This window comes from Frankia sp. ACN1ag (assembly GCF_001414035.1).
Classification (GTDB): Bacteria; Actinomycetota; Actinomycetes; order Frankiales; family Frankiaceae; genus Frankia; species Frankia torreyi.
This window is the reverse complement of the sequence record NZ_LJPA01000012.1, coordinates 1-25,482: the sequence shown is the minus strand read 5'-3', so window position 1 is coordinate 25,482 and position 25,482 is coordinate 1. Positions and strand designations below refer to the sequence as shown.

Below are 25,482 nucleotides of genomic sequence, written 5' to 3'. Positions count from 1 at the left end.
ATGTCCAGGCCGCTACCGTGGCCACGCAAGCACGGGCGCGACGGAGGAAACGGAACAGGGAGCACGGTGGCGGAGAACTTCGAGGAGCGGTTGCCGTACCTGATGCGGCGGGTGAGCACAGCGCTCGCCCAGCAGGTCGACCGAGCGCTGCGTGAGTTCTCGCTGACCCACACCCAGCTCGGCGCGCTCGCCCAGCTCGGCCTCGTGGACCCCGGGGCACTGTCCGGAGCCACTCTGGGCCAGCGCAACGGGGTCACCGCGCAGTCGATGTCGACGGCGATCGCCGGGCTGCTCGAGCGGGGCCTCGTCGACCGCGAGCCGCACCCCACCCACGGGCGGATCCTTCAGGTCCGGATCACGCCGGAGGGCACCGAGCTGCTCGCTCGCGCCCAGGCGGCGACCAGGAAAGCCGAGGATCGCACCCTGGCCTTCCTCGACGACGAGCAGCAGCGCCAGCTTCGGCGCGTGCTCCGCACGATGATGCAGGCCATGGACCTCTACCTGTACTTCCCCGACGCCGACGAGGACCGCGCCTAGAGACCCACTCCCGCGTGGACGGGAACGGTGACGTCATGCCCGTGAGGGTCGGGGTTGCGAAGTCGGTGATGGCTTCCCTTGACGCGCACCGGTCTCCTGGTATAGCCGCGCGATCGCCCACTCGATGGGTCCGGTCGGTATCCGCGACCACAGGAAGGCGCTGGCGTGGCGTCGACTCAGGGTGGTAGGCGGTAGCTGTGGTCATTCCTCGCACCGCGATAGCCGTTCGGCACGTCCCGTTCGAGGATCTCGGCATCCTCGAACCCCTGCTGTCCGAACGCGGCTACCGCGTGCGGTACCTCGACGCGGGCGACAGCGACGCGGGCGACAGCGACGACACGTCCGTCGGCGCGGTGGACGCCGCGCTCGCGGACGCGGACCTGGTGCGCGGCTGGCCGCGCGTGCCCGCCTGGTGTTCCACGCGTGGCTCGACCAGCTCGACGCGTCGCGATGAGCCGGGGCGGGCCGCCCGGTTCGCCATCATGGGCTATGTGGGGCGCCGGAGAAGCCGCGGTGTCGGCGGAGGGGCGGGCGATGGCCGGGGAGCAGGCCCGTCGGTGGGAGACGGTGCTGCGCACGATCGTCGGGATGCTGCCGGCCGGCGGGGTGCGGGTGCTGGTCGACGGTGCCGACGACGGAGGCATGACCGGGCTCGTCGCCGGCTGGATCGCCGACGAGGTGCGGGCGACGGGTCGGGACTGCGATCGGCTCGTGGGCGCCGCGTCGATGGGTGAGGACGGTGGGGTGGCGGTCACTGATGCTGCGTCGTGGCGGGCGGACGCGCCGGCGGGTGGGTGGGATGTCGTCGTCCGGCTGCGCAGCAGGCGGGTCCGCGGCGACGACGGTGGGCGTCGCGCCGACGTCGTCGTGGATGTGGATGACCCGGCCTGGCCGGTGATCCGTCGGGTCGCGGACCGGCTGGCGGGCGACGGCGGCTGGCACGTCCGGGAGAGCCAGGCGTTCTTCGGCGTGCGCGCCGCGACGTGGGACACGAAGTTCGGCGACGACCTGCCCGCCTACGCTGCCGCCGTCCGCGAGATCGGTCTTCGTCCCGGGGCGGTGGTCCTCGACGCCGGGTGCGGCACCGGACGCGCGCTGCCGGCGTTGCGGGACGCCGTCGGTCCCACCGGCAGGGTGCTCGGCCTGGACGTGACTCCGGAGATGCTCGCCGCTGTCCGCCGCCCGGCTCGGACCGATGCTCGCCGCCTCCGGCTGGCGGCTGGACAGCCACGACGACCCACCGCACCGTTTCCTGGCTCTCGCGACCCGTCAGGTGGTCGTGGCGGCGCCGCGGCGGGCGTTGTAGAAGACGACGTCGTCGCGGCGGTCGCGAGACGGCCGACGGTGACGGTCAGGCTGGTCGCTCCCCCGCCTGCCCGGTGAGATGGCCTCGAACCGTGTCGAGGAATTCCTGCGACAGCTCGCTGCTGTTGACCGCTCGAGCGATCAGCATCGCGCCCACCATGGTGCTGAGGGTCGTGACGGCTCGTTGCCGGGCGGCCGGATCAGCGGTGCCGCCGACTCCGCCGACGGGTTCGCCGATGAGCTCGCCGATGAGCTCGAGATAGAGCTCCACCTGGTGGGTATACGCGGCGCGAGCCCGCTCGCCGCTCCTCGCCACGTCGCCGCCCACCGCGACCACCGCGCAGCCGGTTGCCGGGGAGTCACGGTGGGCCTCGGTCAGGTACTGGTTGATCAGGCCGGTGAACCCGTTCTCGGCGGCCGCCGCCATGCCGTGCTCGAACTGCGTTCTCATGTGCTCCACCGCCTCGGCGACGAGGTCCTCGCGGGAGCGGAAATGACGGTAGAAGCCGCCGTGCGTCAGCCCGGCCTCCTGCATGAGTTCGGCCACCGCGGGGCCGTCGAGCCCCGCCTCGCGGAACCGGGCCGCGGCGACGCGGACGACCCGGTCGTGGCTCGCCGCCTTGTCCTGCTGGGAATGTCCCATGGGTCCGCCTATCCGGTGGGCAGTGCGGGGAGGAGTTCTCTCGTCGACACGATGGAGTGGGCGTAGGTGGGGCCGTTGATGTCGTGCGCGGCGTGCATCGCCTCCGCGCTGNCGGCCGCGGTCGCGTCCTTGACCAGCGTCACGTGGTAGCCCAGTTCCGCACCGAACCGGCCCGTCGACTCCACGCAGGTGTGCGCCACCAGACCCACCAGGATGATCTTCTCGATTCCGTGCTGCTTGAGCTGGAAGTCCAGGTCGGTGTTGGCGAAGCCGCCGGAAACCCAGTGTTCGTGCACGACGACGTCGCCCGGCCTCGGGCCGAACTCGGGGTACCACTGCGCCCCCCAGCTTCCCGCCGCGAGCATCGCGCCGCTCTGGATCGCCCGCTGTCCCGACGTGAGGTGCTTCCAGTTGTCGAAGTCGCCGGGCTGCCGCCGCCGGTGCGGCGCCACGAAGACCTGAATGCGCGCGGCCCGCACCGCAGCCAGCACCTCGGCCAGATGCCGGTGCAGGTCGACGGCGCCGGCGATCTCCCGCACCACCTGCCAGATTTTGCCCGCCTCGGCGAGGAACTCGTTGTACGGATCGATCAACACCAGCCCGGTCCGGGCACGGTCGTATTCGACGTTGGTCACTGCCCCACGCCTTCCGCATCTCGTGGCGAGGCCCCACGCTCCGACCACTCGCCACTTGGTGGATGACCACGATCATCCAGAACAGGATGATAATCATCATCCAGAATGTNAAAACGGTGGCGCGGCGTTCTGGGCAGGCCGGGGCGGACGCGACGCCCGAATACAGTGCAGACGGGTCAGTCGCAGACGGGTCAGTCGCAGACAGGTCAGTCGCAGGCGAGGCGGTCGGAACCTGGCGAGCGCGCTCGGGCCCGTCCGCCACGGGNACGGGNACGGGNACGGGNGAGGCACGAAGGGGGGACCATGCGACTGCAGGTGGGATGCGCGATGTGGACGCACAAGTCGTGGCAGGGGCGATTCCTCCCGCATCCGCTTGCGCCGCACGAACGCCTGCGGCACTACGCCGGCTGGTGCAACGCGGTCGAAGGGAACACCACCTTCTATGCGACTCCGACCCGGGACACCGTGGCCTCGTGGGCGCAGCAGACCGATGCCGACTTCCGCTTCGTGCTCAAGCTGCCGAAGGTCATCACGCACGAACGCCGACTCACCGACGTCGACGAGGCCCTGCACGCCTTCCTGGCGGCGATCGAGCCACTCGGCCCGCGGGCCCATGCGGTCTGGATTCAGCTACCGGGATCGTTCGCGCCCGCCGACGTCCCCGCGCTCGCCCGCTTCCTGGGCCGGCTTCCCCGGTCCCACCGGTACGCCGTCGAGGTCCGCCACCGGGCGTTCTTCGACGATCCCCGGGCGATGCGCACGCTGGAGGCGGCACTCGCCGTCGCGGCCGCCGAATGGATTCCCTTCGACACCACCGCCCTCTTCCGCAGCCCGCCGACCAGCGATGCCGAACGGGACGCCTGGACCAAGAAGCCGCGCGTGCCGCTGCGATCGGTCGCGCTGACCGACCGGCCGATCGTCCGCTACCTCGGCCGCGACGATTCCGCCCGGACGGTCGAAGGCTGGCAGCGTTGGGTCGACGTCGTGGTCGACTGGCTGCGCGAGGGCCGCTCCCCCACCGTCTTCATCCACACCCCGGACAACGCCGACGCCCCGGAACTCGCCCGCCGCTTCCACGACGAGGTACGGGCACGCGTGCCCGCGTTGGCGCCCCTGCCGCAGCCGATACCGACCGCGCCCGCGACCCTCTTCTGACGCGAGCCACCTCCACGGTCGCACGACGCCATTGTTGCCCGGCCATGAAATACCGCGGCCGGACTGCTGCCACCAGCCCTCGACATTCCCTTTTTCCGCGGACGAGGCCCGATTCTCCGTGCAACGATGCTGATACCAGGTCTGCCGACCAGCAGCAGCCGACCAGCGTGGGGGATGTTCACATGAGTGGTGTCACGAATCTGACCGTACTCGTCGACGACGAGCCGACACCGGATGGCTGGATCAAGATAGGCAAGGATCTCAACGCCGGCGCTGGGGGCGCCTACCTCTATTTCGCCTACGAGCAGGGTTCCGGTGCACCTATCACAAACATCATCTTCCTGCTGAGCAAGGACGAGTCGGCGCCGCCGAGCTATCACCGCATCGATGTCGACCTGAACAAGGGCGCCGGCGGCGCCTACATCTACACCGCCTTCACCCGCGAAGCCCACCTGGGCAGCCCGATCGAGGATCTGGACGTCATTCTCGGCGACAACAGCGGGATCCAGCCGCAGGCGCCGTGGCGACGCATCGATGTCGACCTGAACAAGGGCGCCGGCGGCAAGTACGTCTACCTGGTGTACCGGAACGCCTGAGGATTCACCTCGCCGAGCACTGCGCGAAAGTCCGCGGGCCGCTCGAGGCGGACACGCGGCCGTCGGCCCCGACCCGGGCGCGGCCGTGTGCGTGCGACGCCCCTCCCAGCTTGTGGGAAACGAGCGGGAGGGGTCGCCGCGGGGCTCAGAGGCCGAGGCTGCGCCCGATGATCTCCTTCATGATCTCGTTGGTGCCGGCCCAGATCTTCGTGACCCGGCCGTCCATCCAGGCCTGCGCGGCGCGGTATTCGGTCATGTAGCCGTATCCGCCGTGAAGCTGCACGCAGGCGTCCAGGATGGCATTCTGGACTTCGGAGGACCACCATTTCGCCTTCGCCGCGTCGACGGCGGACAGCTGTCCACGACTGTGGGCCGCGACGCACGAGTCGACGAACGCCTGGGTGACATCGATCTTCGTGACAAGCTCCGCCAACAGAAACTTGTTGTGCTGAAAGCTGCCGATGGCGGCGCCGAACGCCTTGCGCTCGGCAACGTACTCGAGCGTCTCGCCGAGGATCTGGGTGGCATGGGCTATGCTGGAGACGGCGACGCTGATGCGCTCCTGCGGCAGCCGCTCCATCATGAGCGGGAATCCGCGGTTGACCTCGCCGANCACCGCGTCCCCCGGCACCCGCATATCGGTGAAGAAGAGCTCGGCCGTGTCGGATTCCGGCTGGCCGACCTTGTGTAGTTTGCGGCCCCGAGAGAACCCCGGGGTATCCGCCGTGACACCGAACAGCGTGATGCCGCGGGCGGCCTTCGCCCCCGGATCGGTCCGCGCGGCCAGCACCACGAAATCGGCGGAGTAGCCGTTGGTGATGAAGGTCTTCGATCCGTTGATGATCCAGTCCGAGCCGGCCGGGACCGCGGTCGTCCGCAACGCGGCCAGGTCGGAGCCGGCCGCCGGCTCCGTCATCCCGATCGCGGCGACCACCTCGCCCGAGCAGAACGCGGGCAGCCAGCGCTTCTTCTGCTCCTGCGTGGTCAGGTCCGCCAGATAGGGCGCGACGATGTCGGTGTGGACGCTGAACGACGACGCGACCCCGGCGCTGACCTTGGACAGCTCCTCGACCCAGACGGCGTTGAATCGGTAGTCGTGCACACCGCTGCCGCCATGCTCCTCGTCGACACCGAGGCCGAGGAAGCCCGCGCGGCCCGCCTCGTGCCACACGTCCCGGGTGATGACCCGATCCGCGATGAACTGGCTGTAGCCGGGACTGACGAACCGCTCGACGAACGCGCGCACCGACTCCCGGAACAGTTCATGATCATCCCCGTAGAGCGTGCGTTCCACGTCCGACCTCCTCACCTGTCCGGGCGCCGCCGGCCGCGGGCCCGCGCCGACGCGACGCCACCGGGAACCGAAGGCGATCTCCATCCGCGACAGTGATAGCTGACCAAGTAATACACCAGCACTACGCCTGCCGCAGGAGAGCGCCGCGGAACCGGGCGACGGATCTTAGCCCCAGCCCCAGCCCCAGCCCCAGCTCCAGCTCCAGCTCCAGCGATCATGAGTGCGGGCAAGCCCTCCTTGATCGCAACCGGGNGCACGCGCCAGCCGCTCACAGGTTCCATTCCGGTGTTCGGTGACGGAGTGTGATGCCAGCCGGATGCGGCGGGCACTCGGTGGCGACGCCGCTGGTGGGGCGTTCCCCGGGCGGTCCGCAGCACCTGCGCGCGGCAAGCGACTACCTTCGGAGCAGACCTGCCGGCACCAGCGCGGATGCCCGGATCACACGAGTCGCGACTGGGGGATGCGCATGAGCTTGACCACCGACCCGGACCCGGATCCGGACCCGACGAGAGACGTAGGCCAGGCCAGGGACGTCGGCCCGGCACGAGACGTCGGCCCGGCACGAGACGTCGACCCGGCACGAGACGTCGACCCGGCACGAGACGTCGACCCGGCACGAGACGTCGACCCGGCAGGGGACGTCAAGCCGGCAGGGGACGTCAAGCCGGCTGACGACGTGGCCGGCTTCGCCGAGCTGGCGCTGCGGCCCGAGCTGCTGCGCAGCCTCGCCGCCCTCGGGTACGAGGAGCCGACGCCGATCCAGCGGGAGGCCGTTCCGCCCCTGCTCGCGGGCCGTGACCTGCTCGGCCAGGCGGCAACCGGCACCGGGAAGACGGCCGCGTTCGCGCTCCCCCTGTTGCACCGCCTGACGGATGACCGCACCGGCGACCGCGGCCCGCAGGCCCTTGTGCTGGTCCCGACCCGGGAGCTCGCCGTCCAGGTGTCCGAGGCGATCCACCGGTACGGTCGTGATCTCGGCGCCCGGGTCCTGCCGGTGTACGGCGGGGCTCCGATCGGCCGGCAGGTCCGCGCGCTGGTGCAGGGGATCGACGTCGTGGTCGCCACGCCCGGCCGCGCGCTCGATCACATGGGTCGCGGGACGCTCCGCCTCGACGGCCTGCACACCGTCGTCCTCGACGAGGCCGACGAGATGCTCGACATGGGCTTCGCCGAGGACATCGACACGATCCTGGAGCAGGCGCCGCAGGATCGCCAGACCGTGCTGTTCTCGGCGACGTTACCGCCTCGGATGGACCAGATCGCCCGCCGTCACCTGCGCGATCCGGTCCGCATCCAGATCGGCCGCGCGGCGCCGGAGCCAGGCGCGGCACCGCTCGTCCGGCAGGTCTCCTACGTCGTCCCCCGGGCATACAAGACGGCGGCGCTGGGCCGCATCCTCGACGTCGAGTCGCCCCGATCGGCGATCGTGTTCTGCCGCACCCGGGAGGAAGTCGACCAGCTCGCCGACTCGCTCAACGGGCGCGGCTACCGGGCGGAATCGCTGCACGGCGGGATGAGCCAGGAGCAGCGGGAGCGGGTGATGGAGCGCCTGCGCACGGCGACGGCCGACCTGCTCGTCGCGACCGACGTCGCCGCCCGCGGACTGGACTTCGAGCAGCTCACCCACGTGGTGAACTACAGCGTCCCGTCGGCGCCCGACTCCTACGTCCACCGGATCGGCCGGGTCGGGCGGGCCGGCCGCGAGGGGGTGGCCATCACCCTGGCGGAGCCGCGCGAGCACCGGATGCTCAAGACGATCGAGCGGGTCACCCGGCAGCGGATCGCCGTCGAGAAGGTGCCCACCGTCGCCGATCTGCACGCCCGGCGGCTGGAACTGACCCGTGCCGCGTTGCAGGAGAGCCTGCTCGAGGACGACCTGGAGCGGTTCCGCGTCGTCGTCGAGACGCTCACCGACGAGTTCGACCCCATCGAGATCGCGCTGGCCGCGGTGAAGCTCGCCCACGACGCCAGCTTCGTGCCGGACGACGCAGACGACATCCCCGACCTGCCGCCGGTGGCCGACGCGCGCGGCGAACGGGCAGGACGCGACGGCGCCGGCCGCCGGGAGCGGCGACCCCGACCGGCCAGCGGGGGCATGGCTCGGCTGTTCGTCGGTGCGGGCCGTGGCGCCGGCGTCCGGCCGCAGGACCTCGTCGGCGCGATCACCGGGGAGACCCGGTTGTCGGGCCGCGACATCGGCGCCATCGAGATCGCGCAGCGGTTCTCGCTCGTCGAGGTGCCCGACGGCGCGGCCGACGAGGTGATCGCCTCACTGCGGGGAAGCACCATCAAGGGTCGCCGGGTCGCCGTCCGCCGCGAGCGCCAGGACAGTCGCTAGCGCCCGCGGCGGGTGCGCGCGGGCCCGGCGGACCCGCCGCTTACCGGGTCGCGGTGAGCCGCTGACGGGTCGGTGAGCCGCTGACGACCCGGGGGGCCGCTTACGACCCGGTGAGCAGCATCGCGCCGGTGAAGGGGCCGACCGCGTTGGCCCACAGCGCGACCTCGGCGTCGGCGACCTGGCGTTCGCCCGACTGGCCGCCGCGCAGTTGCCGGGTGGCCTCGATGCAGAAGTTCGCGCCGTGGCGGCGGCCCACGTTGCACGCGCCGCCGTCGGTGTTCGTGGGCAGCGCGCCGGTGAGGCTCGTCCCGCCGCTGCTGACGAACGGACCGGCCTGCCCCGGCTCGCAGACCCCCAACGCCTCCAACCACTGCAGGGTGATGACGCTGAAACCGTCGTAGAGCTGGGCGCAGTCGAGGTCGGCGGCGGTCAGGTCGGTGTTGGACCACAGCTCCTGCAGGCAGTGCACCGGCGACGTCCGGACCATGTCGGGCAGCAGCTCGAAGGTCATGTCGTGGATCGCCGAGAGCGCGGTCGCCTCGACGAACACCGGCTTCTGGCGCNGGTCGCGGGCCCGCTGTTCGGTGGTGAAGATGACGGCCGCACCCGAGTCGCAGGGATAGTCGCAGTCGAGCAGCCGCAGCGGCTTGCTGATGTAGGGCGCGGCGAGGTAGTCCTCGGCCGTCAGCGGCTCCCGCAACAGCGCCTCGGGATTGTTCGCGGCGTAGCCGCGCTGGGTGACGGCGAAGTTCGCGAAGTCCTCCTCCGTCGCGTCGGACTCGTGCAGGTAGCGGTTGGTCAGCAGGCCCGCCCACTGCGCCGGCATCAGGTCGCCGAACGGGTGCTGGAACTGCGCGTCGAAGGCCATCCCGGTCCCGCCGGCCCACAGGTTGGCCCGGCTCGGCTGCTGCAGGATCACCCGCATGGCCACCACCACGTCGGCCTGGCCGCTGGCGACCGCGTGCGCGGCGTGGATGGCCGGGCTGATGAAGGCCGGCGAGATGCCGACGTCGAGGTGCCAGCGCAGCGGCGAGAAGCCGAGCATGTGCGCGAAGTCGATCGGGTTGCCACCCCAGGTGGTCAGCCCGTCGATGTCGGCGGATTCGAGACCGGCGTCCGCGAGGGCCGCCCGCGCCGCCTGGGCGGCGTGGTGGCGTTCGCTCAGCCCGGTGCGCCGCCCGGCGTCGGAGTAGCCGACGCCGACGATGGCGACCCGGCGCCCGCCCCTCACGCGAGGCTCCCCGCGGGCGCGAACACCGGGATCGTGAGGTCCGCGGAGAGGTCCTCGAAGGTGACCTCGACCGGCATCCCGAACCGGACGTCGGGCTCGGCGATCCCCACCAGGTTGGACAGCATCCGCAGGTCGGTCTGCTCCGCGAGCTCGATCGACGCGAGCAGGTAGGGGACTCGGTCGGCGAAGAACGGGTGGAACACCCGGCGCGTCTCGGTGAAGCTGTACACCGATCCCCGCCCGGACACCGGCTCGAACTCGAGGCGGAAGGAGCCGCAGCGCCGGCAGACCGGTCGCGGGAGGTGGATGAAAAGACCGCAGTCCTGGCAGCGCTGGAGCTCCAGCCTGCGCTCCCGCGCCGCGGCCCAGAACGGCGCGCTCAGCGCGTCGATCACCATTTCGGGGGGCGCGGGCCTCGCTAAGTCTGCCTGCTGCGTCATGCCGGCTTCGTCCTCTCGGGCTGGAACAGCCCATCCTCGGGCGCCGGGGGCGGCTCGGCCTGGGACCAGGAGACCACGGCAGCAACCGCCCCGTCCGCGCACCGACGACCGCCCACGCCGATCATGACCGACAACGGCGTCGTCCGGCACTTGCTCCCACCAGCACCGTAGTTCGACGCCTCGTCCCCGAGCAAGACGCGTCGTCCCGAGCAGGGGGTTGGCGCGGCGCGGACCTTCCGACGCACCGGCGTCAGAGCGCGAGCTGCTCCACGCTGGCCCCGACGGCCTCGTAGGTCACCGCGGCACGCTGATCAAGGCTCAGCAGGGTCGCGTCATGCTCGGTGGCGGTGAAGGCGATGAGGGCGTCGTAGGCCGGGCCGCCGAGGATCTGACTGGTCGCCAACCTGGCGAGAAGGTCCCGGTAGCCGGCGTCCGACAGGGGCAGGAACGGGCGGGAAACCGCTCGGCGAGGAACGCGTGCACCAGCGACGGCTGAGCCCGGTGCGGCGGAGGCAGTCGGGTCAGGACGGAGTAGGACTCAACCGCCGCATGAGCGATCAGGCGTGGCCGCCTCGCAAGAGCCTTGCGAGCGAGGTCGTGATGCTCGTGCCAGGTCGCAAAGGCCGCCACCACCACGCTGGAGTAGACCGCGTTCACCGCCGGGTCCGTTCCAGTGTCTCCCGGACCTGGTCGGCGGTCAGGACTGGCATGTCGGCGTCCGCCACGGCGACCACGCCGTCGCCGTCGTCGACGAGTCGCATCGGCGTGGGTGCCGGCACGATCTCCAACCGTCCGTCCCGCTCGGCAATCTCCAGAGGCTGGCCCGCCGTGAGGCCGAGCGCGTCGCGCAATACCTTCGGGATCACGACCCGCCCGGCAGCATCGATGGCAGTTCGCATACCAATAATCTACCATTCAGATCACACCGAGCAACCATCAGTCACTCGCTGTTCCTCGCAGCATCGCCTCCCTGCAGGGCGGCGGGAGGGGCGGCGGCGACGCGGGTTGTGGTGTCAGCCCCTGGTCGGGGCCTGGAGGCTCCAGGTGCGTCCGTCGGGGTCGCGGACGGTCATCTCGCGGGTGCCGTAGTGGGTCTCCTCGAACGGCGTGACCACCTCGACGGCGGGGTCGAGGCGGAACGCGTCCGCGTCGGCCACCGTCAGCACGGGCTGGATCCGGGGCACCTCGTCGGCGGGAACCTCGCGAAGGAAGACGTAGGGGCCGTCGCCGGCTCGCAGCAGCCCCGAGCCGTGGTCGGTCTCGAACTCCAGGGTGAACCCCAGCGACTGGAAGAACCTGGCCGCCCGGCCCCAGTTGTGGGTCTCCACGACCATGCCCTCGACGCCCTCGGTCGCCATGTCAGATCCCCTTCCCGGACGCCTGCCCGCGCTGGTCGCGGAGGGTGTCGTGGTCGCCGTGTGCGTCGAGGTCGTCGAGGTAGGTCCGCAGCGCGTCGGCGACCAGGGCCGACAGGGACAGCTCCGACTCGATGGCGCGATGCTTCACCCGCTTGATCAGCCCGATCGGCAGGTACACGTTGAACTGCTTGACGTCCTCATCCCCCACGGGCTCGATGCTAGCATTCTAGCCACGAGCTTCGCCACGGGTGCCGCGGCGCCGACGACGGCTCAGCGCTCGGCCACGTGGTATCTGCCGGCGATCCCGGTGGCGAGCAGCTCCAGGCCCAGCCGGAAACCCCGCTCGTCGACTCCCAGCACGCCGTCGATGTCGGCCAGCCGGCTGAGCTGGGGGTACTCGTCGGCCGGAAGCCGCCTGCCGGAGGCCGGCCCCGCGGCCGGCGCGCCGACCCCGCCGGCCGCGATGGCCCCGCCGGCCGCGGTGATGGTGGCAGTGGTGGCGGTAGCGGCGGTGGCCCGCGCCGCGTGCTCGAAGGCGACGAAGGAGCGGGTGTAGTTGAAGCAGACGTTGTAGACCGCGGCGGCGTCGGCCAGGGGCAGGCCGGCGCGCAGCAGCAGCCCGATGCCGGTGTCGAGCCGGCGGAGCTGGGCGGGGGTGAGGGCCGCGCGGATCACGAACGTGGGGGCGTAGAGCACCACCTCGCGGTACACCGGGAAGCTCTCCATCAGATCCCGGTAGGCGGTGAAGTAGGTGATGAGCTCGTCGCGCCAGGGGCCGCCCCCGGCGGGCGGCAACTGGCGGTGCAGGTCGGACATCACCTGGTCGGCCAGAGCCCCGAGCAGGTCGTCCTTGGTGTCGAAGTACCGGTAGACGCTCATCACGCCGCAGCCGAGCCGCCGGGCCAGCGCCGGCATGCTCAGCCGGGCGAGGCCGTCCTGCGCGGCGAGATCCCGCGCGGCCGCGAGGATCTCGCCACTGCTCAGCGAGCCGCGCGCCCGCCGGCGTCGCCCGACGGCCGACGACTGGGTGCCTTCGGCAGATTCACGCACGCCCGCCATTGTCGGGGCTCCACCCGTTGGCTGCGCTGTCACGGCCCCGCCCGAAGCTGCCCTGTCACGGCCCCGCCCGAAGGCTGCGCCGCGCCCGACAGCCGCGCCCGACAGCCGCGCCCGACAGCCGCGTCGGGCGGGCGCGCTGCGGGCGGGGCCGGGCGTCACGGACGGACGGGCCGGGTCTGGGTGATCGTCGTACCCCAGCTGTGCAGCGCGGCCCCGTGCAGGCCGCCGAGACCGCCCGCGACCATCACGAGGACGTCCTCGGGCCGGCGGGTGAGCGGGACCCGGCCGCGCGCGTCCACCCACCCGATGTCGGAGTACTGGCGCTGATGCTGGCGGGGGAACTCCGACAGCGGGATGGAGGCGTGCTCCCACAGGATGCGGCGCACGTCGTCAACGTCCGGGTACGCCTTGCCGACGAGCGCGGCCCAGACCGGGTTGAGCGCGATGACGACCTCGGCGAACGAGAGCTGGACGAGGTAGCCGTTGGCCCCGGGATGGGCCAGCGCGCGCCCGACGAACTCGAGCAGCACGTCGGCGTCGGTGGCCACCACCTCGCAGATGTTGGCCGTCCCCATCGTGCCGAACGCCGTCACCGCGTCGCCTGGCACACCGCGGCGCTCGGCGAGCGGCGCCCACGGCGAGCGTTCCTCCCACTCCCCGAAGACGATGCCGCTGACCCGGCCGGGCTGACCGAACGTGCTCTGCGAGGTGACGCCGACCCGCTGACCGGCGACGTTGCGCATGACCAACTGCAACGCCCGCCCGATCGACGCCGCCCGCCCGTCCGCTCCCCCGAGGCAACCGGCGCCGAACGGGATGCCCAGCGCATGCCGCTGCGCGCCGTTGACGATCAGGGCGGTCGTCACCGAGCCGGTCGTGGCGTTCAGGGCGTGCAGCTCGTAGCCGGGGTCGGCGACGGCCTCCACCGCGGCGCGCAGCAGCGGCAGCGCGGCCGCCGGCGCGCCGGCCATCACCGCGTTGACGGCGAGCTTCTCCGCGGTGACGGGGGCCCTCGACGGCGGCAGCGCGCCGATCACCTCGTCCGGCGGCGTCCCCCACTCGGCGAGGTAGCGCGCCACCCGCTCGGGCGTGGGCGGCACCAGCGGCAGCCCGTCGCTCCAGCCGCGTTCGCGCGCGAGGGCGTCGAAGGCCTCCTGGTCGGCGGGCACCTCGTGGACCACGCTCGCCAGCGCCGGGGGCGCGGACGTCGGGGTGCCCACGGTCGCCGTGCCCGCGGTGGTGGCGGTGCCCGCGGTGGTCACGGTGGTCATCGGACGACCGCCCCGATGGCGTCGAGCAGCGCCGGGAACGAGGAGCGGGCGTGCGCGCGCACCTGTTGCTCGGGCAGGGTGTTCAGCGACGAGGGCAGCTCGACCAGGCGCAGGCCCGGCCGGCCGTTGTCGGCGGCGAGGGTACGCGCGAGGCCGACGAAGTGCTCGGTGGCCGCGACGACCGTGGGCAGCCCGCGGTTGAGGGCGTTCAGGCCGTCCTTGACGCTCCATGAGGTACACGAACCGCAGTTCGCCAGGCCCGAGATCACGGCGTCGACCCCGCCGACGAAGGCGTCGTACTCCGCCTGCCTGCGCTCGCCCTCGGCGCCCTTGAGCCCCTGGGCGCGCCGCCACGTCGTCACGATCGCGCCGGCCCGCTCCAGCTCGGCGATCCACTCGTCGACGGTCTGGTCCCACGCCTGCCACAGGACGTCGACCCGCACCCCGATGCGCCGGCCCCGCAGCGAGCCGAGATCCGGCCCCGGATCGGCGTCACCGGGCACGACGCCGCCGGTGGGGTCCAGCACGGTGATCGACGAAGGCCCCGGGCCGGCGGGCGCGACGCGGCCATCGCCGGCGACGCCGTCACCGGCGGGGACCGGCCGGCGGGAGTCGTCGATGCGCACCGCTGTGAGGCCGGGCAGGGCGCTGCGCAACCGGGTCTCGACCACCTGCCGTAACTGGTCGGGCGGCAGGGCGCAGTTGTCCCCGCAGTCCGCGTCGTCGAGGCGGAACGACAGGTCCACCGCGCCGGTGCGCTCGTCGACCGCGCTGAGCGCGAGCGTGCCGCCCTCGCTGCCCAGCAGCGCGGCGAGCTCGGCGACGGTCCGCGCAACCGTGGCGTGCCGCACACCCTGCACCAGGCCCGTCATGCCGCGACCCGATCGCGGGGCGGCCGGCGGCCGGCGGCCGGCGTCATTACCGATCCGTACATGGCGTCATCCCATCGTCGTCCGGGGAGTGGAGGCGATTAGCGTAAGCCTTACGCTAAGGGTCGTCCAGGGGCATCGGTCGACGGCGGCAGGCCGCGTCAGAGCCTGGGCGCGGAGGCAGAGGCGGGGGCGGAGGCAGAGGCAGGGGCGGGGGCAGAGGCTGGGACGCCCGGGCGCGCGGGGCGCAGGCCGTCGATGAAGAGGTCGAGCTCGGGGCCGAAGTCCGGCCGGCATTCGTCGGCGGCCATGACGGGCAGGATGAGCCGCAGGTGCGGTAGCTCCTCGCTGCGCGCCGCCGTGCGCGACCAGTCGTCGAGCAGGTCGGCCTGGTGCGTCTGCGCTCCGGCCGGGCTCGCCGTCTGGACCAGGACCGCGCCGAACAGCAGCCCGACCAGCGACCGGTAGCGGCGTACGGCGCTCGACCCGTCGAGCCCGGCGTCGAGAAGCGCCCCGAAGAACTCGTCGACGACGCGCAGCGCGCGGACCGAACGCGGGTCGGCCTGGCCCGCGACCACCGCTCGGGCCACGACCGGATGGGCCGCGAACGCCGCGAACGCGCTGTTGCCCAGCAACCGCAGCCGTTCGTCCCAGGCGAGTGCGGGATCGGGCAACGGGATCGACTCGTACACGCGCGCCGCGATGCCGTCGAGCAGGTCACGCTTGTTCGCGACGTGGTTGTACAGCGACATCGCCTCCACCCCGAGCTCGGCCGCGAGCCGGCGCATCGTCAGACCGGCCAGGCCACGCTCGTCGGCGAGCCGCAGCCCGGCGTCGAGAACCGTCCGCCGGCTCAGGGTCTGACGCGGCACGGATCGCCTCCGAAAACAGCTGGGCAGAGCAGGGGTCGGCGGGCGTGATATTACGATACTTACCTTGTAAGCTTACGGCATAAGTGTTGGTCCAGTGCCGGCTTCAACGCTGGCTTCAGTGGAGGATCCCGTGGACGCCGAGACCCTGCTCACCACCACCCGTTCGGTCCGCCGCAAGCTCGATCTGGACCGGCCGGTGGAACCCGAGGTCCTCACCGACTGCCTGCGTATCGCCCAGCAGGCCCCGGCCGCCGGCATGCTGCGCTCGAACCTGCGCTGGATCGTGGTTCGCGACCAGGCTCTGCGCGAGAAGATCGCAGCGCCGATCCGCGAGGTGGGCCGCGAATCCCAGGCGAAGTACGGGCACCTGGTCGACGCCCGGACGCTCGCCTCCGGGAAGCACCTGCTCGACACGCTGCACCGCGTCCCGGTGCTGGTCGTGCCGTGCATGCAGGGCCGCCCCGCCGGCGACAACGGGGAACTGTCCGCCTTCTACGGCTCGGTCTACCCGGCGATCTGGAGCTTCCAGCTCGCCCTGCGCGCCCGCGGCCTCGGCAGCACNATGGTCGGCTACCACCTGATCGGCCGCGAGCAGGAGGTTGCCGGCATTCTCGGCATTCCCGCCGACGTCACCCAGATCTCGATGCTGGCCGTCGCCTACACGACCACCGACACCTTCCACCCCGCTGTCTGGCCCCCGGTCGAGGACATCACCTACCACGACGGCTGGGGCCACCTGGCCTAGCCCGCGGGCCCGCGACCGAGAGTCGGCGCAGCGCAGAGAAGGCTCCGTCACAGGGGATGACGACTGTCCGCGACGTGTAACAATCGGTAGGTAGGGCACGCCGGACACGGACCCGTTGAGAGAAGAGGAGCCTGTTGACCTTGGCCCCGGGCCCGACTCAGGCACCGGTCGCCGCCGCGCGGTGGCGGCCGTCGCGGGCGGGAATCCTCAACGTCTACCAGTACGGCGATGAGACGCTGCACTTCGCGGGCGGGCGCCTGCTGCTGCGGGGGGTCAACGGTTCCGGCAAGTCGACAGCGATGAACATGTTGCTGCCGTTCCTGCTGGAGGCCGACACTCGCCGGATCGATGCTGCCGGGGAGCAGACCGGCGTCCTGCGTTCGTGGATGCTCGCCGACACCGAGGAAACGCAGCGCACCGGTTACCTGTGGATCGAGTTCGCCCGGCCGGACGACGAGGTCCCCGGCGGGGTGCGCTACCACTGCTTCGGCTGCGGCATCCGGGCGAACCGCAGCACCGACCGGGTCACCTCCTGGTGGTTCTCCACCCCCCGACGTGCCCGGATCGACTTCTCCCTCACCGCCGACCGGACCCCCCTCACCATCGATGCGCTGCGCGCGGAACTCGGGGCGGAGGCCGTGTTCGCCAGGGCCGCGGACTACCAGGACGAGGTGTCCCGGCGGCTGTTCGGTGGCGCGAACCCGGCCGGCTACCTCGCGCTGCTCCACCAGATCCGCAACCCACGGGTCGGTGACCGCATCGACGCCGACCTGCCGCAACGCCTGCGGGAGGCGCTCCCGCCGGTGCCCCAGGACGCCATCGCCGACGCCGCCCAGCCGCTGGAGGACCTCGAGGACCACCGGCGCAACGTCACCGCGCTGGAGCAGACCGACCGCGCCCTGGGCAGCCTGCTCGACACCTACCGGCACTACGGTCGCCGGGTGCTGCTCGCCGCGGCGACGCAGGCGGTGACCGTGGTCAGCGCGGCCCGCTCGGCGGCCCAGCAGCGGGGGCGGCTACGCACCGCTGCCGAGACGGCGGTCGAGACCGAGCGCCGGCTCGGTGCCCAGGTCGACGCACTGGTGAAGGAGCAGTCCACGACGCAGGCGCGCCTGACCGGGCTGCGCAACTCCGCCGCCTACCGCGACCACCAGGCCCTGCTCGCCCGCGAGCAGCACGTGGCGGACCTGCGCACGCAGGCGACGCGGATGGCGGCGCAGCGAACGGACGCCCAGCGTCGCGTCGGCGTGGCCGCGACGACGGTGACCGCCCGGCGGGCCCGCGTCGATGGCGATCTGGACCGGATCCGACTCGGGTTGGCCGAGGTCGCTCGGCGGGCTCTGCCCGCGGCCGTCCCGCTGCGCCTGCCGGACCCACCGGTGCTGCGGGTCGAGCCCCACGCCGGTGGGGTGGAGGGACCGCGGTCGGGCGTCGACCCGCTGGCCGAACTCTCCCTGCGGTCCGCCGCAGACGCGCTGCGTCGACGCCGCCAGGACGTGCGCGAGGTGAGCGACCTGCTACGGGGCGCGGAAAGGGCCGACAGCGCGGCCGCGACGGCGAACGGCGTCGCCGAGACGGCTGGCGTCGACGCCGACCGGGCGCGCGAGCACGCGGCGAAGGCCCGTGACGAGGCCGCGACGGCCGGAGAGCGCCATCGCGCCGCCGTGCTGGACTGGGCCGGGCGCTTCGCCGAGCTGCTGCGGGCGGTGCCGCCGGCCGAGCCGGCCGGCCCCGCGGGCTGGCTGCCCGTGCCACCCGCGCCTGACCCCGGCGGCGACGAGCTGCGGGCCGTCGCCCGCGCCCGCGTCGACGCCGCGGCCGCCCTTGCCGCCGATGCCACGGAGGCGCTGGCCGCGGCCGTGGCGGCGGCGGGGGTCCGCGTCGAGGCGGCCACGTTCGAGGCCACTGGGCTGGCCGCGGAGCTGGCCGCGGTGCGGGCCGCCGCCGAGCTACCGCTGCCGCGGGGTGGTTGGCGCGCCGCGGAACCGGCGGACGCCGCCCTGTTCGCCTCGCTCGTCGACTTTGCCCCCGGTCTCGACGGCGCCGCCCGGGCCGGTCTGGAGGCGGCGTGCGAGGCGGTCGGGCTGCTGACGGCACGGGTGCTCGACGACGGCAGCGTGTTGGCGGCGACGGGCGAGCTGCTCGTCGTCCCGGGACCCGCGGTGGCGCCGAACCTCGCCGCCGCGCTCGTCCCGGCGTTGCCGGTCGGGGCGGCGGTCGGCGCGGACGCCGTGCGCCGCGTCCTCGAGCATGTCGGGCTGGGCGCCGCGGCCGGGACCGCGCTGTGGGTGGACGTCGACGGCGCCTTCGCCGCGGGACCGCTGCGCGGCCGGCACGCCAAGACCGGTGCCGAGCATGTCGGCGCGGGCGCGCGGGCCGCGGCCCGGCAGCGCCGGATCGCCGAGCTCGCCGCGGCGCTGGACGTCGCCGAGCGGCGCCGCGACGTCCAGCGGGAGACGCACGGCACGCTGCGGCGGCACGCCGAGGCGCTGCGCACCCACGCCCGCACCGTGCCGTCCACCGCGCCGGTCGACGACGCGGCGGCGGCCGCCCTCGGCGCCACCGGTGACGCCCGGCGCGCCGCCGGCCGGGCCGCCGAGGCGCGCGAGGCTGCGGTCAGCGCCGAACGCGCGGCCGAGCAGACCTGGGCACGGGCCCAGACCGGCGCGGCGGCCGCCCGGCTCCCCCTCGACGACGACGCACTGACCAGCGCCGCAGCCGCGGTCACCGACGCCCAGGCGGAGCTGGACCGGATGCCGGGGCGAGTGGAGGCTGCCAGGCGTTCCCTCGACGACTGGGCGGCGGCCGTCGCGGCCTTTGTCGCGGAGTCCGACACCCTGACCAGGGCCGCCGAGGAGGCCGCCGAGACGGGGCTGGCCGCCGAGACGGCCACCGAGGAGCTGGCCGCGGCCCGCGCGGCGCTCGGTGAGGAACCGCGCCGGGTTGCCGAGCAGATCATCCAGCTGGAGGCCAGGTGTGGCCGGATCGACGGTGAGCTGGCTGCCGCCCGCCGCGCCCACACCGAGGCGTTCGGCCTGTCGGTGTCGGCGCGGGAGAGGGCGGACAGCGCCGCGGACGCCGCGGACCGGGCCGAGCGGGCATGCCGCGACCAGCGGACGGAGCTGCTCGCCGTGGCCACGGTCGACGGCCTGCTCGCGGCGTCCGCCCGGGAACGTCCGAGCGGCACCGAGAACCACAGCGACGCCGAGGACCACAGCGGACCGGCAGACCAGGACGAACAGGCTGCACAGGACGGGCAGGTGCGACCGCCGTCCACGCCGGACACCATCGAGGGGACGTCCCGGCTGGTCTCCTGGCTGCGCGAACGCGTGCCGGAGCCGGAGCGCGACGTCAACGAGGACGCACTGCACCGCTCGCTGCGCGCCATCCGGGACGGCCTGGGCGCCGGCTGGGACGCCGAGTCCCGCCGCGGCGCGGACGGCGCGCCGCTGGCCGTGGAGGTGTCCGGCCCCTACGGCCGCCGCGTGCTGCCCGACGCCACCATCCAGGTCGCGGCCGACCTGCGCCGCGCCCGCGGGCTGCTCACCGCCCAGCAGGATCAGGCGCTGCGCAACCTGCTGCACGGCCGGGTCGCCCAGGAGGTCGCCCGCGCGCTGTTCGACGCGCGGGAGCTGATCGACCGGATGAACGCGGTCCTCACAGCGGTGACGACCAGCCAGGGCATCGGCGTCCGGCTCGACTGGCGAACCCGCGGCGATCTCGACCCGGCCACCGCCACCGCGCTGCGGCTGCTGGCCAAGGACCCGGACGCGCGCACCGCCGAGGAGGACGCCGCCGTGCGCGCCGCGGTCGCCGGCCTCGTCGACGAGGCCCGCGCCGAGCGTCCCGAGGCGTCCTACCGAGACGTCATCGGCGTGGTGCTCGATTACCGGAACTGGTACGAACTGCGGATCTACCTGTGCCGGCCGGGGCGCGCCGACGAGCTGCTCGGCCGGCGGACCCGGCTGTCGGAGGGAGAGAAGAAGCTCGTCACCTACCTGCCGATGGCGGCGGCGGCCTCCGCGTCGGCGGCCGCCCACGATCCCCACGGCGTCGGCGCGCCGCGACTGATCCTGCTCGACGATGCCTTCGCGAAGGTGTCGGAGGACAACCACGCTCGGTTGTTCGGCCTGCTGGTGAGCCTGGATCTCGACTTCGTCGTGACGAGCGAGCGATTGTTCGGCACCCACGCGGACGTACCCGAACTGTCGATCATCGAGGTGCTGCGCGACCCGGACCTGCGCACGATCGCGCTGGTCCACTACCACTGGGACGGCCGGGCGCGCACCGAGCTGGCGGTCGCGTCCCGATGAGCGACGCCGGGACCGCCGGGTCGAGCAGTACCACGGGCGCGAGCCGAGGCGAGGTGCACGCCTCGGTGTTCGCCTACGTGACCGAGAGCCCGGACTACCGGGTGATCCTCGGAATCTTCGCGGGAACCTTCTTCGCCGAGCTCACCCCGGACGACATCACCGCCCGGCTCGCCGAGGCGGGCGTGATCCTCCCGATCGAGACGGTCACCGGTCGGCTGGAGAAGCTGCGCGAGTGGGGCAACCTCGACGTGTCGGCGTCGGTCGGCACGGTCGGCACCGTCGCCGACTACTACCGGCGCCGCAACCGGTATCTCATCACCCGGATCGGGCAGGAGGTGCACGAACTCGTCGAGGGCGTACTCGCCCAGGTCGACGACGTCCGCGACGTCTCCCTCGGCCGGCTCGACGCGCTCGCCGCCGCGCTGGACGCGTTGCTGCGGCTTGACCTCGAACGTGCCGACCCGGCGGTGCTCGCCGACCACGTGCGGGCCGTCTTCGACCCGCACCGCGCCTTCTCCGCCGAGATCACCCAGTTCTTCGCCGCGATCAACCAGTGGCAGTCGCGGTTCGACCTCGACGAGACCGAGTTCGCGTTCTTCTCCGAGGTGCTCGTCGGCTATGTCGGCGAGCGGCTGGAGGCGCTGGAACGCCGGGCCCGGCCAATCGCCGCGCTGCTCGCGGTGCTGGCCCCGGACGTGGGTGTGCTGGTGGCCCGGGCCCGGGACGGCCTGGCCGCGCGGGTCGCCGAGGCGGGGCTGACCGGGGTGCGGGTTCGCGCCGAGCATGGCAGCAGCGCGGCGGACTGGGAGAACCTCACCGCCTGGTTCCTCGGACGGCCGGGCACTCCGAGCCGGGTCGCGACCCTCGGCCACGATGCGGTGAACGCGGTGCGCACCCTGACCCAGAATCTCACCCGGCTGTCCCGCTCCGGCGTCGGCGGCACCTCCCGGCGGGCCGACTACCTGCGCCTCGCCGCCTGGTTCGAGCAGGCCGGCCGCGACAGCCCGCAGGAGTCGCACCGGCTCGCGGCGGCCGCCTTCGGCCTGTTCGGCGCCCGGCACCTCGCCGCGGCGGCCGGCGACGAGACCGATCCCGTCCCGTCCGCCACGTCGTGGTGGAACGCACCGGTGGCGCGGGTGCCGGTCAGCCTGCGCCAGCGCGGCGACACCACCAACCGGGGCCGCTCCGGGCAGATCCTCGACCGTTCGCGGGAACGGGCGCACCTGCTGGCCCGACGCCGGGCGGCGCAGGAGCGGGAGGCCGCGGCGCGCCAGGAGCTGCTGGCCGCCGCCGGCCCCGACGGCGCCCTCGGCGACGGCACCCCGCTGTCCGAGGCGGCGCTGGCCCGCCTGCAACGCCTGCTGGGACCGGCCGTCGCGGCGATGGGGCCGAGCCGGTCGAAGGGCGAGTCCGAGGCCGACGGGTTGCGCTGCGTCGTCGAACGTCGACCGGGGCAGCCGACCACGCTACGCACCCCGGTGGGCACCCTGACGGTGCACGACCTGGCCCTGACCCTGCTCCCGCTGCGGGAGGCGTGATGACGCGCGACGATCCGCAGCGGCCCGGCGAGCTGACGGCCGCCGCACGGGCGCTGCTCGCCCGGCCCTGGCGCCCGGCCGAGGCCGACCGGTCGCTGTTCGTCCTGATCCGCCGGCATGCCGACGTGCTCGACCGCTGGTTCACCCAGCGGCTGGGCTACCGGCTCGTCGTCGGCGCCGACACGGCGCGGCTGGTCAAGTCCGGCTACGTTCCGCCCGACCGGCCGCTGCGCACCCACACCGACCATCCGTTCACCACCCGCCAGTACGTCGTGCTCGCCCTGGTCCTGGCCGCGACGGCGGCGGGCCCCGACCGGATCAGCCTGCGCGACCTCGTGCTGCAGGTGCGATCCGCGGCGGCCGACGCGGAGATCACCCTGGACGGTGCCGCGGGGGAACGGCGGGCCCTCGTCACCGCGTTGCGGTTCCTCATCGAGCACGGCGTGGTGCGTGAGCTGGACCGGTCGGTCAGCGGCTACGAGACGGACGAGGGTGCGGACGCCCTGCTGGAGATCCGCAACGACCGGTTGGCGATGCTGCCCGCGCCGGCGCTGGTGGGGGCACGATCGGCCGCCGACCTGCTGGAACGGGCCGGGGGCGAGGGGCGCGGTCGGGCGGCGCTGCGCCGGCGGCTGGTGGAGGACCCGGTGTTGTACGCCGACGACGTGGCGCCCGAGGACTGGGCGGAGCTGCGCCGCCGCTTCGGCGAGGAGGCCCGCTACTGCGAGGAGATGTTCGGTCTGCTCGTCGAGGCCCGGGCCGAAGGGGTCGCCGCCATCGATATCGACGGGGGATGCAGCGACGTGGTGTTCCCCGCGGGCGGGACGACGGCGCACGCGGCGCTGCTGCTCGTCGAGGCGCTCGTCGCCCGCCACCGCGGCGGCGCCACCACGGACGACGTCGACGACGAGCTCGACGATCTGCTCGAACGTTACGGCCGGTACTGGCGCAAGGACGCCGTGGCCGAGCCGGCGCGGCTGCGCGACGAGGCCGTGGCGCTGCTCGCCTCGATGGGGCTGGTCCGGTGGGAGCCCGACGGCCGGTTGTGCCCCCGTCCCGCCGCCGCGCGGTTCGCCGCGCGCGTCACGGTCAGCGAACCTCGAAGCGAGCCGCCGGCGGACGAGCCCGAGCAGGCAATGCTGCTGTGAGGCCACCGACGGTTCCGGGCAATGCCGAGACCGGCGCCCAGACCTCCGACGCGCACCCGTTCCTGGCCGATCCGGCGCTGCGCCCGCTGTGGCAGTCCGTCGCGGCGGCGCTGGACCGCAACGGCCTGGACTGGCGCGGCCGGCTCGCGCTGCCCGCTCTGCCGGCCGAGGGACGCCGCCGCCTCGGGGTCATGGTGGAACGGCCCGTGCCCGCGGGACGCCGGGCGCTGCCGCTCACCGACGTGGCCGCCGCGGTCGAACGGCTGACCGGGACCGGGCTCGTCGAGGCGCTCACCGCCCTTGGCTACGCGCCGCGAGGGCGCCACGAGGCGGCGCTGGTACGGCGCGAGGAGTCCCGGCGACGCCGGGCCGCCCTCGACATGGCGGTCGAGACCCATCTCGCGGCCCTCCCGCGGCCGGACCGGGATACCGGTTCGGCGACCGGCTGGGCGACCGGCTGGCGGGACGCGGCCTGGTCCGACGGGTTGTTCGCCGGCCGCGCGCCGGACGAGGTCGCGGCCCTGGTCCGCACGGTGGCGGCGGTGCTCGCGCACACCGGCTCGGGGCTGAGCCGTGGGGAGATCGCCGCCAGGGAATGCGGCGACGCCCACGCGCTGGACAGCTCCACCCGGCTGACCGCCCTGGTCACTCGGGCCCTGGTGGCCCGGGACGGCCCGGCGGGCGAGCGGGCCGCCTGGGAGCGCGCCGGCATCCCGCTCGACCTCGTCTCCGCGCCGGTCCTGACCTGGGCACTGCCGCTACTCGGCGACTCGGCCGCGGCCTTGGCCGCCCGCGCGATGACCGCCGCCGGGCTGCCTGTGCACCTGACCGTGCTGGCGCTGCGCGCGGCGCCGATCGCCGTCGTCGCGGGCACGCCCGTGCTCGTGGTCGAGAACCCACGCCTGGTCGAGGCCGCGGCCCGCCGCCGGCTGCCCGCGGCGGTGCTGTGCACGGGCGGCAACCCGGCGACCGCCCCGTCGGAGGCGATCGCGCGGCTGCGGGCGAGCGGCGCACAGCTGCGCTACCACGGCGACTTCGACGCCGCCGGCCTGGCGATGACGGCGCGGGCCCGGGCGGCCGGCTGCACACCGTTCCACATGTCGGCCGCCGACTACACCGCGGCCCTCGCCGCGGCCCGCGCCGAAAACGTCGACCTCCCCCGCGACTCGGCCCCGGCCCCACCCACCCCGTGGGATCCCGATCTCGCGACGGCGTTCGACGACACCCGGGCGATCGTGCACGAGGAGCGGGTGATGGACGAGGTACTCACCGCCCACGGCGGCACATTCCCGCGGTGACCCGACCGCGCGAGGTCCGACCCTGCCCCGACCCAGGTGGGGCGGGATCAGTGCAGCGGGGAGAAGGCGGTCGGCCAGGCCATGATCGACTGGGCGTCGAGGATCTGTTCCGGGGCGCCGGCCGGGGGCCAGATGCCGCGGGCGGCGAGGTCGCGGCGGATCTCGACCCGCTCGTCCAGGCCGCCGAACGGCCAGATGTGGATGATGCGCGTCGGGCCGTCGAGCGCGTACATGGCGACGGTCAGCGGGTCGATGACGTGGCGGGCGGGCAACGCCCCGCGCCAGGCCTCGATGGTCGGCGACAGGCCGCCGGGGCGCAGGTGGTAGTCGCGGATCTCGTAGACCCTGCCGAACTCGCCGGGTCGGACCGGGGGGACGAACGGGAACGGCGCGAAGCTCGCCAGGGAGAGGTCGGTGACGACGCTGCCGGGCCCGGCGCCGAACGGGGCGGCGGACAGGCGGGCTCGGGTTCGCTCGGCCGCGAGCTCGCCGTCATCGTCGAACGACCGCAGGACGAACAGCCGGCCGAGTGGGCCGTGCTCGGTCTGCCAGCAGCCGAGCAGGCGACCCCGCGCGCCCTCGCCCTCCACCCAGGGCAGCACCCTCTCGGCGGCCCGCCCGCCGTCGGCCAGGCCGAAGTGCAACGTCGCCAGCTCGTAGCGGACGGCCTGCTCGGCGGCGCCCAGGTCGGCTCCGGTGATGGCGGCGGGCTCGGTCATGCGGCTCCTTCGGTCACGATCGGTCGGTCGCGCCGGCGGCATCCCAACCGCCGAGTCGACTACCTGACCTATCGACTACCTGACTTACTGACCTATACCTGACCCGCCGGCTCCATCT

General features: G+C 73.3%; 23 protein-coding genes and 4 pseudogenes. 11 read left to right on the top strand and 16 right to left on the bottom strand.

Annotated elements, in window-relative coordinates:
- Positions 1 to 66: 66 nt before the first annotated feature.
- Complete coding sequence (locus UK82_RS12495; protein WP_044888582.1) at positions 67 to 537, top strand: MarR family winged helix-turn-helix transcriptional regulator; 471 nt, start codon at positions 67 to 69, stop codon at positions 535 to 537.
- Positions 538 to 1,050: 513 nt separating this feature from the next.
- Positions 1,051 to 1,920 (top strand): class I SAM-dependent methyltransferase, encoded by an 870-nt coding sequence (locus UK82_RS31315; protein WP_236705861.1) that lies wholly within the window; start codon positions 1,051 to 1,053, stop codon positions 1,918 to 1,920.
- Here the strand turns inward: UK82_RS31315 and UK82_RS12480 are convergent.
- From UK82_RS12480 to UK82_RS12475, 3 genes and pseudogenes are all read right to left on the bottom strand, one after another.
- Positions 1,889 to 2,485 (bottom strand): TetR/AcrR family transcriptional regulator, encoded by a 597-nt coding sequence (locus UK82_RS12480; RefSeq protein ID WP_044885732.1) that lies wholly within the window; start codon positions 2,483 to 2,485, stop codon positions 1,889 to 1,891. The genes UK82_RS31315 and UK82_RS12480 overlap by 32 nt on opposite strands.
- A gap of 8 nt (positions 2,486 to 2,493) precedes the next feature.
- Positions 2,494 to 2,596, bottom strand: a pseudogene (locus UK82_RS41480) (cysteine hydrolase); the annotation flags it as partial.
- Position 2,597: 1 nt separating this feature from the next.
- Positions 2,598 to 3,081, bottom strand: a 484-nt coding sequence (locus UK82_RS12475; RefSeq protein ID WP_236705888.1) for a cysteine hydrolase, incomplete at its 3' end; no start/stop codon positions are given.
- A gap of 342 nt (positions 3,082 to 3,423) precedes the next feature.
- On the opposite strand from UK82_RS12475, the gene UK82_RS12470 reads away from it, so the two are divergent.
- Both UK82_RS12470 and UK82_RS12465 read left to right on the top strand, forming a co-directional pair.
- On the top strand, positions 3,424 to 4,275 hold the full coding sequence (locus UK82_RS12470; RefSeq protein WP_044885730.1) for a DUF72 domain-containing protein: 852 nt from the start codon (positions 3,424 to 3,426) through the stop codon (positions 4,273 to 4,275).
- Between the two features lie 182 nt (positions 4,276 to 4,457).
- The gene (locus UK82_RS12465; protein WP_044885729.1) at positions 4,458 to 4,871 is read left to right on the top strand and encodes a hypothetical protein; all 414 of its coding nucleotides are present in this window, start codon (positions 4,458 to 4,460) and stop codon (positions 4,869 to 4,871) included.
- A gap of 145 nt (positions 4,872 to 5,016) precedes the next feature.
- Here the strand turns inward: UK82_RS12465 and UK82_RS37510 are convergent.
- Positions 5,017 to 5,483, bottom strand: a pseudogene (locus tag UK82_RS37510) (acyl-CoA dehydrogenase family protein); the annotation flags it as partial.
- A gap of 1 nt (position 5,484) precedes the next feature.
- The coding region (locus tag UK82_RS37505; protein ID WP_236705860.1) for an acyl-CoA dehydrogenase family protein at positions 5,485 to 6,165 on the bottom strand (681 nt) is incomplete at its 3' end.
- A gap of 466 nt (positions 6,166 to 6,631) precedes the next feature.
- On the opposite strand from UK82_RS37505, the gene UK82_RS12455 reads away from it, so the two are divergent.
- A complete protein-coding gene (locus tag UK82_RS12455) occupies positions 6,632 to 8,503 on the top strand; it encodes a DEAD/DEAH box helicase (protein WP_152989868.1) in 1,872 nt (623 codons plus the stop codon).
- Positions 8,504 to 8,603: 100 nt separating this feature from the next.
- Here UK82_RS12455 and UK82_RS42620 read toward each other — a convergent pair whose 3' ends face one another.
- The 10 genes from UK82_RS42620 to UK82_RS12410 all read right to left on the bottom strand — a co-directional run bounded on the left by UK82_RS42620 (position 8,604) and on the right by UK82_RS12410 (position 15,603).
- The gene (locus UK82_RS42620) at positions 8,604 to 8,990 is read right to left on the bottom strand and encodes a thiolase C-terminal domain-containing protein (RefSeq protein WP_396229919.1); all 387 of its coding nucleotides are present in this window, start codon (positions 8,988 to 8,990) and stop codon (positions 8,604 to 8,606) included.
- Positions 8,991 to 9,730: 740 nt separating this feature from the next.
- Entirely contained in the window at positions 9,731 to 10,174 is a 444-nt protein-coding gene (locus UK82_RS12445) for a Zn-ribbon domain-containing OB-fold protein (protein WP_044885727.1), read from the bottom strand.
- Positions 10,175 to 10,424: 250 nt separating this feature from the next.
- Positions 10,425 to 10,577: a hypothetical protein gene (locus UK82_RS34335; RefSeq protein ID WP_199865399.1), complete on the bottom strand. Its 153-nt coding sequence runs from the start codon at positions 10,575 to 10,577 to the stop codon at positions 10,425 to 10,427.
- 250 nt (positions 10,578 to 10,827) lie between these two features.
- Positions 10,828 to 11,073, bottom strand: coding sequence for an AbrB/MazE/SpoVT family DNA-binding domain-containing protein (locus UK82_RS12440; RefSeq protein ID WP_044885725.1), 246 nt, complete (start codon positions 11,071 to 11,073; stop codon positions 10,828 to 10,830).
- 114 nt (positions 11,074 to 11,187) lie between these two features.
- On the bottom strand, positions 11,188 to 11,532 hold the full coding sequence (locus tag UK82_RS12435; RefSeq protein ID WP_044885724.1) for a glyoxalase/bleomycin resistance/extradiol dioxygenase family protein: 345 nt from the start codon (positions 11,530 to 11,532) through the stop codon (positions 11,188 to 11,190).
- Position 11,533: 1 nt separating this feature from the next.
- Complete coding sequence (locus tag UK82_RS12430) at positions 11,534 to 11,740, bottom strand: CopG family transcriptional regulator (RefSeq protein WP_044885723.1); 207 nt, start codon at positions 11,738 to 11,740, stop codon at positions 11,534 to 11,536.
- A gap of 62 nt (positions 11,741 to 11,802) precedes the next feature.
- Positions 11,803 to 12,591 (bottom strand): TetR/AcrR family transcriptional regulator, encoded by a 789-nt coding sequence (locus UK82_RS12425; RefSeq protein WP_044885722.1) that lies wholly within the window; start codon positions 12,589 to 12,591, stop codon positions 11,803 to 11,805.
- 155 nt (positions 12,592 to 12,746) lie between these two features.
- On the bottom strand, positions 12,747 to 13,862 hold the full coding sequence (locus UK82_RS12420; protein ID WP_236705859.1) for a hypothetical protein: 1,116 nt from the start codon (positions 13,860 to 13,862) through the stop codon (positions 12,747 to 12,749).
- Positions 13,859 to 14,734, bottom strand: a complete 876-nt coding sequence (locus tag UK82_RS31305) for a hypothetical protein (protein ID WP_052681140.1) — start codon at positions 14,732 to 14,734, stop codon at positions 13,859 to 13,861. The genes UK82_RS12420 and UK82_RS31305 overlap by 4 nt, the downstream gene beginning before the upstream one ends.
- Before the next feature lie 158 nt (positions 14,735 to 14,892).
- The gene (locus UK82_RS12410) at positions 14,893 to 15,603 is read right to left on the bottom strand and encodes a TetR family transcriptional regulator (RefSeq protein ID WP_055407229.1); all 711 of its coding nucleotides are present in this window, start codon (positions 15,601 to 15,603) and stop codon (positions 14,893 to 14,895) included.
- 130 nt (positions 15,604 to 15,733) lie between these two features.
- Between UK82_RS12410 and UK82_RS37500 the strand changes: the two are divergent.
- From UK82_RS37500 to UK82_RS12385, 6 genes and pseudogenes are all read left to right on the top strand, one after another.
- Positions 15,734 to 16,164, top strand: a pseudogene (locus UK82_RS37500) (nitroreductase family protein); the annotation flags it as partial.
- 1 nt (position 16,165) lies between these two features.
- A pseudogene (locus UK82_RS37495) lies at positions 16,166 to 16,348 on the top strand (nitroreductase); the annotation flags it as partial.
- A 134-nt stretch (positions 16,349 to 16,482) separates the two neighbouring features.
- Entirely contained in the window at positions 16,483 to 20,661 is a 4,179-nt protein-coding gene (locus UK82_RS12400; RefSeq protein WP_161849111.1) for a TIGR02680 family protein, read from the top strand.
- A complete protein-coding gene (locus UK82_RS12395; protein WP_044885719.1) occupies positions 20,658 to 22,199 on the top strand; it encodes a TIGR02677 family protein in 1,542 nt (513 codons plus the stop codon). Before UK82_RS12400 ends, UK82_RS12395 begins: the two co-directional genes overlap by 4 nt.
- A complete protein-coding gene (locus UK82_RS12390) occupies positions 22,199 to 23,347 on the top strand; it encodes a TIGR02678 family protein (RefSeq protein ID WP_044885718.1) in 1,149 nt (382 codons plus the stop codon). Before UK82_RS12395 ends, UK82_RS12390 begins: the two co-directional genes overlap by 1 nt.
- Positions 23,344 to 24,645 (top strand): DUF2399 domain-containing protein, encoded by a 1,302-nt coding sequence (locus UK82_RS12385; RefSeq protein ID WP_082121932.1) that lies wholly within the window; start codon positions 23,344 to 23,346, stop codon positions 24,643 to 24,645. Before UK82_RS12390 ends, UK82_RS12385 begins: the two co-directional genes overlap by 4 nt.
- Before the next feature lie 47 nt (positions 24,646 to 24,692).
- Here UK82_RS12385 and UK82_RS12380 read toward each other — a convergent pair whose 3' ends face one another.
- Complete coding sequence (locus UK82_RS12380) at positions 24,693 to 25,364, bottom strand: NIPSNAP family protein (RefSeq protein WP_055407223.1); 672 nt, start codon at positions 25,362 to 25,364, stop codon at positions 24,693 to 24,695.
- Positions 25,365 to 25,482 lie beyond the last annotated feature (118 nt).

What these genes read in the sequence shown, in the direction of transcription:
- UK82_RS12395 (WP_044885719.1), top strand. Translation starts at nt 20,658, where the DNA reads ATGAGCGACGCCGGGACCGCCGGGTCGAGCAGTACCACGGGCGCGAGC.
- UK82_RS12470 (WP_044885730.1), top strand. Translation starts at nt 3,424, where the DNA reads ATGCGACTGCAGGTGGGATGCGCGATGTGGACGCACAAGTCGTGGCAG.
- UK82_RS12425 (WP_044885722.1), bottom strand. Translation starts at nt 12,591, where the DNA reads ATGGCGGGCGTGCGTGAATCTGCCGAAGGCACCCAGTCGTCGGCCGTC.
- UK82_RS12465 (WP_044885729.1), top strand. Translation starts at nt 4,458, where the DNA reads ATGAGTGGTGTCACGAATCTGACCGTACTCGTCGACGACGAGCCGACA.
- UK82_RS42620 (WP_396229919.1), bottom strand. Translation starts at nt 8,990, where the DNA reads ATGGTCCGGACGTCGCCGGTGCACTGCCTGCAGGAGCTGTGGTCCAAC.
- UK82_RS12445 (WP_044885727.1), bottom strand. Translation starts at nt 10,174, where the DNA reads ATGACGCAGCAGGCAGACTTAGCGAGGCCCGCGCCCCCCGAAATGGTG.
- UK82_RS12435 (WP_044885724.1), bottom strand. Translation starts at nt 11,532, where the DNA reads ATGGCGACCGAGGGCGTCGAGGGCATGGTCGTGGAGACCCACAACTGG.
- UK82_RS12380 (WP_055407223.1), bottom strand. Translation starts at nt 25,364, where the DNA reads ATGACCGAGCCCGCCGCCATCACCGGAGCCGACCTGGGCGCCGCCGAG.
- UK82_RS12420 (WP_236705859.1), bottom strand. Translation starts at nt 13,862, where the DNA reads ATGACCACCGTGACCACCGCGGGCACCGCCACCACCGCGGGCACGGCG.
- UK82_RS12455 (WP_152989868.1), top strand. Translation starts at nt 6,632, where the DNA reads ATGAGCTTGACCACCGACCCGGACCCGGATCCGGACCCGACGAGAGAC.
- UK82_RS31305 (WP_052681140.1), bottom strand. Translation starts at nt 14,734, where the DNA reads ATGACGGGCCTGGTGCAGGGTGTGCGGCACGCCACGGTTGCGCGGACC.
- UK82_RS12390 (WP_044885718.1), top strand. Translation starts at nt 22,199, where the DNA reads ATGACGCGCGACGATCCGCAGCGGCCCGGCGAGCTGACGGCCGCCGCA.
- UK82_RS12480 (WP_044885732.1), bottom strand. Translation starts at nt 2,485, where the DNA reads ATGGGACATTCCCAGCAGGACAAGGCGGCGAGCCACGACCGGGTCGTC.
- UK82_RS12440 (WP_044885725.1), bottom strand. Translation starts at nt 11,073, where the DNA reads ATGCGAACTGCCATCGATGCTGCCGGGCGGGTCGTGATCCCGAAGGTA.